The organism is Pseudomonas sp. GX19020 (genome assembly GCF_023371075.1).
Taxonomy (GTDB): domain Bacteria; phylum Pseudomonadota; class Alphaproteobacteria; order Rhodobacterales; family Rhodobacteraceae; genus Pseudogemmobacter.
Window position 1 is genome coordinate 1 of the sequence record NZ_JAMCCR010000032.1, and the last position, 7,479, is coordinate 7,479.

11 protein-coding genes are annotated in these 7,479 nt (G+C 61.2%); 6 read left to right on the forward strand and 5 right to left on the reverse strand.

All coding sequences use genetic code 11. The features are described from left to right. The first annotated feature begins 124 nt into the window (after positions 1–124). On the forward strand, positions 125–853 hold the full coding sequence (locus tag M3484_RS23345; RefSeq protein ID WP_249499487.1) for a ParA family protein: 729 nt from the start codon (positions 125–127) through the stop codon (positions 851–853). Further along, positions 850–1,443 carry a hypothetical protein gene (locus tag M3484_RS23350; RefSeq protein WP_249499488.1) on the forward strand — a complete coding sequence of 198 codons (594 nt, stop codon included), beginning with the start codon at positions 850–852 and terminating at the stop codon, positions 1,441–1,443. The genes M3484_RS23345 and M3484_RS23350 overlap by 4 nt, the downstream gene beginning before the upstream one ends. 220 nt (positions 1,444–1,663) lie before the next feature. Here M3484_RS23350 and M3484_RS23355 read toward each other — a convergent pair whose 3' ends face one another. Continuing rightward, entirely contained in the window at positions 1,664–2,146 is a 483-nt protein-coding gene (locus M3484_RS23355) for a DUF3768 domain-containing protein (protein ID WP_249499489.1), read from the reverse strand. 453 nt (positions 2,147–2,599) lie between these two features. Beyond that, entirely contained in the window at positions 2,600–2,776 is a 177-nt protein-coding gene (locus M3484_RS23360) for a hypothetical protein (protein ID WP_249499490.1), read from the reverse strand. Positions 2,777–3,308: 532 nt separating this feature from the next. Here M3484_RS23360 and M3484_RS23365 point away from each other — a divergent pair. Next, positions 3,309–3,779: an Xre family toxin-antitoxin system antitoxin gene (locus M3484_RS23365; RefSeq protein WP_249499491.1), complete on the forward strand. Its 471-nt coding sequence runs from the start codon at positions 3,309–3,311 to the stop codon at positions 3,777–3,779. Next, entirely contained in the window at positions 3,776–4,273 is a 498-nt protein-coding gene (locus tag M3484_RS23370; RefSeq protein WP_249499492.1) for an RES family NAD+ phosphorylase, read from the forward strand. The genes M3484_RS23365 and M3484_RS23370 overlap by 4 nt, the downstream gene beginning before the upstream one ends. A gap of 83 nt (positions 4,274–4,356) precedes the next feature. Here the strand turns inward: M3484_RS23370 and M3484_RS23375 are convergent, their stop codons facing one another. Further along, positions 4,357–4,680, reverse strand: coding sequence for a DUF736 domain-containing protein (locus tag M3484_RS23375; RefSeq protein ID WP_249499493.1), 324 nt, complete (start codon positions 4,678–4,680; stop codon positions 4,357–4,359). 870 nt (positions 4,681–5,550) lie between these two features. On the opposite strand from M3484_RS23375, the gene M3484_RS24095 reads away from it, so the two are divergent. Beyond that, complete coding sequence (locus tag M3484_RS24095) at positions 5,551–5,676, forward strand: antitoxin Xre/MbcA/ParS toxin-binding domain-containing protein (protein ID WP_502942510.1); 126 nt, start codon at positions 5,551–5,553, stop codon at positions 5,674–5,676. A gap of 79 nt (positions 5,677–5,755) precedes the next feature. Here the strand turns inward: M3484_RS24095 and M3484_RS23380 are convergent, their stop codons facing one another. After that, positions 5,756–6,079 (reverse strand): DUF736 domain-containing protein, encoded by a 324-nt coding sequence (locus tag M3484_RS23380; RefSeq protein ID WP_249499494.1) that lies wholly within the window; start codon positions 6,077–6,079, stop codon positions 5,756–5,758. Positions 6,080–6,966: 887 nt separating this feature from the next. After that, the gene (locus M3484_RS23385; RefSeq protein ID WP_249499495.1) at positions 6,967–7,245 is read right to left on the reverse strand and encodes a hypothetical protein; all 279 of its coding nucleotides are present in this window, start codon (positions 7,243–7,245) and stop codon (positions 6,967–6,969) included. A 41-nt stretch (positions 7,246–7,286) separates the two neighbouring features. Here M3484_RS23385 and M3484_RS23390 point away from each other — a divergent pair. Then, positions 7,287–7,479: hypothetical protein (locus M3484_RS23390; RefSeq protein ID WP_249499497.1), on the forward strand; the 193-nt coding region annotated here is incomplete at its 3' end.

Below are 7,479 nucleotides of genomic sequence, written 5' to 3' on the forward strand. Positions count from 1 at the left end.
GCCAGACCCGCCAGACCCGCCAGACCCGCCAGACCCGCCAGACCCGCCAGACCCGCCGAAGGGGCGCCATGCTCTTCGACCGGCGTCAAGCCTTTGCGACCATCATTTATCCGGAGGCTTAACCATGATTGTCATCGCCGCCTACAGCCACAAAGGGGGCACGGGCAAATCGACCGCGCTTATGGCGCTTGCCAGTGCTATTGACGCGCGGGGTCAATCCGCGCTGCTGATCGACTGCGACCCACAGCGCAACTTCAACATGTATCGGGTGCAGGGTGAGGAGATCGGCTGCTGGTCCGAGCGGATGGAGGTCCGCTATCTTGATTTTGAGGCCACAGGGGTTGCCGATCTCGAATCCACCTTGATGGCGGCCGAAGATTCCGGACAGTTCGATTATGCTCTCCTGAACCTTGCCGGGGTGGATCATCCGTTTAACCGCATGGCCTTGCGTTATGCGGAACTCACGCTGCTTCCCTTCAAGCCAGCAGCCACCGAACTGGCGGAACTGGGCCCCGCCCTCGCTGTTATCCGCGATCTGGAAGATGAGGGCGAGATCGGTGCGGCGCGTGTTGTGTTCACCATGATGCGACCAAAGCTGACCAGCGCAGCCACTGCCTATCGGGACGCGGCGCTGGATGGGTTTCCGGTCCTGGATAGTCATATGCCCGATACCGCTGTTTTCGCGGATATCGTGATGCGGGGCCTGCTTGGTCGCACACTAGCCATGATGGAGGCACAGGCTGTTGGCCTTGAGAAAATGCAGGCCAAACGACTGCGAGCTGCCCTGACAGATTGCAACGCATTACTGCAGGAAATCGACAAAACGCTTTCCCATCACGGATCTGCGGCATGAAGAATCGCGGCGTATTCAACAGCGGCTCGCGTTTGCCGGGCATGGGCCATAAGACAGAGGGCCGGCCTGAAATGCTGCCTGGTCAGATATCGGCACCTTTGGTTGGCGACCGGCCTTCGGATGCGAAACAGATTGCATCGCGTCCTGCCGAGAAACGGCTGCCAGTTTCTGCCCGTTCGACGATGCCGCTGTCCTCCGCAGCAAGCCAGGTTAATCCCAAGGCATCGTCACCGAAGCGCAAGTATTCTTTGTCGCTGCGGATCGATACAGATATCGCCGATGGGTTCGAGCGTCTTCTGGCCAGCTATCCTGCCGCATCAGGCCCTTCGATCCGGCGGGATCTCGCGGCGCAGGTTCAGGACCACCTGACCCGCGATCTGCCACGCACCCTGCCGCTGGAAAATGCGCGATGCCAAACCCTGCGGCTGGATCTGCGCCTGAGCACAACGACTGTCGATCTTCTGCGGCATCATCACGATCCCCATGCCGTGATGCCGGTGACGACAATGTTGGCCCGCGCTGTCGAGCCGATCTACTCCACGCTTCTGCGCAATCTTCTTTGCCGCACTGGCAAACTGCCCTCCGGATGAAGCACCATGGAACCTGTCCGCCAGGTGAAACGCCGCGCCTGCGGCCCCCGCGCGGGTAGCGCCGGACCTGTCGCGCCGTGGCCCTTGTGGCTGCGGCGCGACAGGTCATCTTTTGTACCTTCGGCGCAGACCCGCCCTGCCCCGACTTGCGGTCTGCGAGGGCAGTTTATTCAACAGGATCATGCAACGGGCGGCCCCTTACCGGAGCCGCCCTGTCTCGTCAGTATTCCTCAGGCAGGCACAGGGTCAAGACGCGGATGGTCTGGCTCGGATCGCTCTCCACCGCCGGCCCCATGACTTCGTCATTATCGTAAAGGTCGATTTTCCAATAAATGCGGAAGGTGTCGCCGTCATGGGCAATCTCGGGCATTCCAAAGCTGCGCGACCCGTAGCGGCAATGATCGTCCACAAAATTTTCATCCTTGCGGGTCGTCTCAAGTGCGGTTTGCACAAATTCCGGCCCCATTTCACGAATGCCCCGCGTCACCAAAACCCGCCCGCGCAGGTTCTGATCATCCAGGATGACCGGGCCGAGGGCTTTGCGGAACGCGTCATTCTGTGCCCCGATGATCCGCGCTTCGCTGCGGGTCGCCTCGTAGCGGTCCAGATCAAACACCGGGCCACCGCAGCAGGAACACGCGTTCGGGCAGGCAAGCGCCGCGACTGCAACGGTTTCGCAGGAGATACATTGATATTGTGCCATGAAAGAAACCCTTTTCTGATCTGGTGATCCCTCCCGGCTTGGCCCTTCTGCAAAATCAGGGCTGTCCGGGAAGGTGAGCCGCGCTTGCGCGTCTCTCCTTCTCGGATTGCCCCTCGGCGAGAGCAGGAGGGGGGCCCGGCAATTGGAAAATCAAGGCACAAGTGCCGGGGGCCCCGTCTGCACAAGCCGACGCAGGAGGTGCGGAAGATGGGGGTGGCGCTTGGGGCGCAGTATTTTCCGGTTGACGGGGGAACCGGCGGTTCCCTTTCTTCTGTTTCTTTTGCCAGCACCTGCAGCCCGGGATGCCGCTCGCCCTGCAGGGGGCGTTCGGGCAAGGCCCGAATCCCCCCTGCACATCCCGTCCCTTACAGCTGTCGGCTTCACGGCAACTGGTGTTCCGTCAGATCGATGCGGCAGAGGGCTGCCACATCGAACGATCATGATGACAGTGGTTCAGCGGCGAGGCAGTTCCCAGGGATCGATTTCGCTCAGCACACAGACCTCATCGCCTTCGATATCTTCGGCAGGCAGGGCCGTGACGGAGCCATCCCCGGCCCTGATCACAACAATCGAGACCATCAAAGTGGCGGCGAGGCTGGCGGCAAAGGCGGTGGCATCCATGTAGGACATCGGTTGGCTCCTGTCTGACGGACGCAGAGGCCAATCCCCCGCGTGACAGGCGCCCCACAGGCCCGGGGAAAGCCGCACGCACCGGGCGCGTTCGGCTTGTCCGAATCCGCCCGGCGGCATGCCCTTGGGCATAGCCGACCCCTCGTGGGTTGCGTGTCGAGGATTTCAACCGGGCCAGGGACTGCGACAAATCGCGTGGGATGGATCTTTGCACCTCAGACTGGGGCCCTGGCTCGCCATGGATCACTGCAATTGAGCGGCAAATGTGGCAAGTGCCTGGGCCCGCAGTGCTACAGGGCGTGAAGCAGCGACGACAATCCCTGCCCTACGGGATGATGATCCGGTGTGGTCACCTGGCGCTGAAGCGCACCGTCTCCAGCAGCGTCCGCCACATTCCGGGCTGGATCCGCGCGCGCGTGCTCGCGCATCTTTGCTGTTCGCCGCGCAACCTTCCGTCTTTCCCGGAGCCCGCTCTTGAAATGCAGGGCGCCAAGTGGCACCTTGTTAGCGACACATGACGAAGGATGCCGAGATGACCCAGATAGCAGCGGCCGACCACGACATTGCCCGCACCTTTGCGCTGCTCGGCGGCAGAGCAACGATCCATCGGCCCGTGCGCAACAGCCTCGAGGCTCACGATGCGCTTATGGAAGGTCTGCCATCGCTCGCTCTTCTGCATCTGACACGAGAGGTCAGCTTCCTTGCAGCAGGGGGAGCCCTCGACAAAGCGATCGGCATCAGCCTGCGAACGCTACAGCGCCGCAAGAAAGACGGCGCACAGACGGTGTTGAGCGCAGAGCAAAGCAACCGTACCTGGAAATTCGCGGAAGTTCTTGGGCGTGCAACTGAGATTTTCGGATCACGGGACGAAGCTGAAGCCTGGATGAACCGGCCGGCCATTGGCCTGGATCAGCGGTGCCCCATTGACCTCATGGCCACTCCGGTCGGCACCGAGGCTGTCGAAGACTATCTGACCCGGATTGAATATGGGGTCTATGCGTGAACCCCCTCCCCCCGCCGCTCGGAACCGGCGATCTCCGGTTCTGGCGGCTCGATGCCGCCCGCCACGCCCCGACATGGAACAGTGGTGAGGGAAGCTTTCAGGTTGGCGGTCGCTGGAATCCACCCGGCATGCGAACGATCTATGCCTCCCTTGACCCGGCAACAGCCTGTCTTGAGGTTGCGGTTCACAAGGGCTTTAGGCTGCTGGATACACAACCCCATATCCTGACTTCTGCCCGGATCGTTGATCCGGGTCTGGTGCATGTGGTGATGCCGCAGGATATTCCGAACCCGAATTGGCTGGTGCCTTGTCCCCCGAACAGCAACCAGCAGGCGTTCGGCAAAGAGTTGACGACACAACACCGCTTTGTTCTGATTCCAAGCGCGGTTTCCTCGCATAGCTGGAACCTGATATTCGATGCCACGCAATCAGCGGCGGATTTTGAAGATGTAAGACAAGATCGCTTTGCGCTTGATCCGAGACTTCAAGGCTGATGAAGCATCGGTTCTGAAGGCTCTGGATGCCAGAACACGGTCGCCCCGCCGAGTTTCCCAGGCGGGGCGCTGATCCAGTTGGATCAGTTCGCGTCACGGCGAACGGGGCGGGTCCAGACCAGACTGTGGGTCTCGCCACCCTCATCGTCAAAAAGGCTGGCATAGATCGGTGCGGTGAAGGACGGATCGTCAAGCTTCAGGCCCAGATAGGGACGGCCATCGTTCGAGACCTTGTCCCATGCGGCGCCAATTTCGGCCCGACCTACATAGACGCGGTGGCTGGGGGCGTTGTCGCCCGTGGCACGGGTTTCGGGGACAAGCCGGACGTTGCGGGTCTGCAGGCTCAGGGTAACGATCTCACCGGTATATTCGTTGCCGGATTTGCGGAAGGTGCCGATGTTGGCCATGGTGGTTCTCCTTGAGGACTGTTCCGGGCCGCCCCTTGCGGCCTCGATGGGGATCGTCCGGCCGAAGGCGAGCGCTGATGCACCCGGGCCAAAGCCCGGGCGTGACAGCAGAGGAGTTACTTTCTTGTCTTGCGCGAGGAATGGCGGCCGTCCGCGGCCGACAGGGGAAGAAAGTCGTGACGGCGCTGTTGCATCGAGGTGATCGAGGCGCGCCCCGTCGCGCGCCGTCCTTCGGCCAGATCAACCCATCACCGAGGCCGCTAAGGGGCGCCCGGGTCAGACGCATCGGCAGGAGAACATACCGGCCCCAAACATGGCCAACTCCCATTTCCGGCGAGAATTTCCCGACAGATTTTCCACTATGCTTCAGACGCTGCGGCTTTGGACCTCCCGCTGCCCGGATTGCGGACGAGCGCTGGTTACAAATATCGCGGTTGACCAACGCAGCTGACGCCCTGTGAACGGTCTCGATGGCCCTCACTGTCAGGTAGAAAGCCGGATCATCAAGCCGTTCACGGTCAATGCAAAACTCGCGCGATGGCATGGCAACCCTGAAGCGGTCCTTCTCGCGTCTCGGATCGGGTCGCGATAATGCCTCAGCCCGCAACACCCTGGATACCTGGGCCGGGCATTGACGCGCAAAATCCACCCCAGCCATCGGCTTTCTACGGAAAATGTACGAATGCTGCTCCGCGTCAGGGACCGTTGCCCGCATGGGGGGAGACAGTCTTCAGGCTGGCTCCCGTCCGCAGGACCAGGGCCCGAGCCCGGTAAAACCGGGCGGCGCCCGATTCCTGATGCGCGCGTACCGACCATCTCGCTCGAATAATCGAGCCCGCAAAACCTGTCCTTCTGAAGGAAGGCAAGATCATGTCATGGGCAAGTGAAACGAATGCATGGCTGGATAAGCAACGGCCAATCGATCTGATTGAAACTGATACCGGGGCCGCCAGAGTATCCGCTTTTATCGAGAGGTACGTCCGGTCCCGGCTGTAAGATAACGTTACGCTTTGATCGCAGGAGCTTTAGCAGCATTTTGCCCCGCCCGGTTTGCCGGGCGGGGCCGTGACCCTGGTCAGTTTGCGTCACGGCGCACGGGGCGGGACCAGATCAGGAGGTGGTTGTCACCTTCCTCGTCATCAAAGAGGCTGGCATAGATCGGTGCAGTGAAACTCGGATCGTCCAGCTTCAGGCCCAGATAGGCGCGGCCTTCGTTCGAGACTTTGTTCCAGGCGGCACCGATCTCGGCCCGGCCGACATAGACACGGTGGCTGGGAGCGTTTTCGCCGGTGGCGCGCGTTTCGGGGATAAGGCGGACGTTACGGGTCTGCAAGCTCAGGGTGACGATCTCGCCGGTGTATTCGTTGCCGGATTTGCGGAAGGTGCCGATGGTTGCCATGGTGGTTCTCCTTGAGGACTGTTCCGGGCCGCCCCTTGCGGCCTCGATGGGGATCGTCCGGCCGGAGGCGAGCGCTGATGCACCCGGGCCAAAGCCCGGGCGTGACAGCAGAGGAGTGACTTTCTTGTCTTGCGCGAGGAATGGCGGCGCAGCCGACAGGGGAAGAAAGTCGTGACGGCGCTGTTGCATCGAGGTGATCGAGGCGCGCCCTGCCGCGCGCCGTCCTTCGGCCAGATCAACCCATCACCGAGGCCGCTAAGGGGAGCCCGGGTCAGCCCGGACCTCAGGAGATGCCACCAACCCGATCATTACCGTCCGCCCATCCAGGCACAGGTTCAAACGCGTGATCATTACAGGACTGCCAACGATCAACGCTTATGTGTCCGTAGCGCATCCGTCGATACGGCCCTGCCTAAGGGAATACGGCCGTTTACGCGGTCGTCCAAAAGGGAAAGTGGGCGATGGCATGCACTTTCGGGTTTGAAACCGATCCACCCATTTGCTCTCGTCGTGACCAATTTTGGGGATGAGTGCAGCCAATTGATCAATCTGAGACCCCACGGGTGACGTCATCGAACCAACAGACAGCCCACGCCGACGGCAACTGCGGCGGGCACGTTACGTTTCATCCACACAACCCGGACAAAGCAGACGAACGCCCATTCCTTGCCCGCGCACGCGCCATGGGATCGTTGCCCGTGAGGGTGGAGACTGCTGCCAGCAGGCTCCAGTCTGAAAGACCAGAGCCCGGTCCCGATGAAATCGGGAGGCGCCGACTGACAGCCACTGGGCGAGGCTATGCGGTGGCAATGCCGCTGAAAAATTCAGTATAGGGGCACAGCAACGGGGGCGTTCAATAATGGCAAGTCCGGGAGAACGCGACAGCACTACCCCAGCAACCGGGCATCCGGCGCCACAGTGATGATGGCCGCGCCATCTTTGTAGCGGATTCCAAACCGGCGCCTCGGCTGAGGTGCAATAGCTCCCAATCGCTCAGTTGTCGCCGACACGCCCAAAGCCAGCAGGAGTTCGACAACTTCCAGCTCATAAGCGGGAGATGCCGCCAGAAATCGAACACGCGCCTGTCGGACGCCCCGCAACTGAGTACTGAGATAGCGGATGTCATCGTCATCCAGTTCAGGCTTCGAACTGTGATCCTGGGGCATTATTGTGCTCGTATGCTGAGAGGCCGTGCCCGATAGCACAGTTGGCAGACAACCGCATCCCTGCCCGGCACGGTTTGGTTCGACGCGGCCAGGTTACTGCACATTGCCGCATGTCTTCCGCAGCAAATGCTGCGCTGCCGCATGCCTGGAAGCCCACGCTCGTCCTGAACAGCGGCAAAGCGACGGTCAAGGTGGTTGCGTTGCAGGAGTACGCACTCAATCAACTTTCAGGTG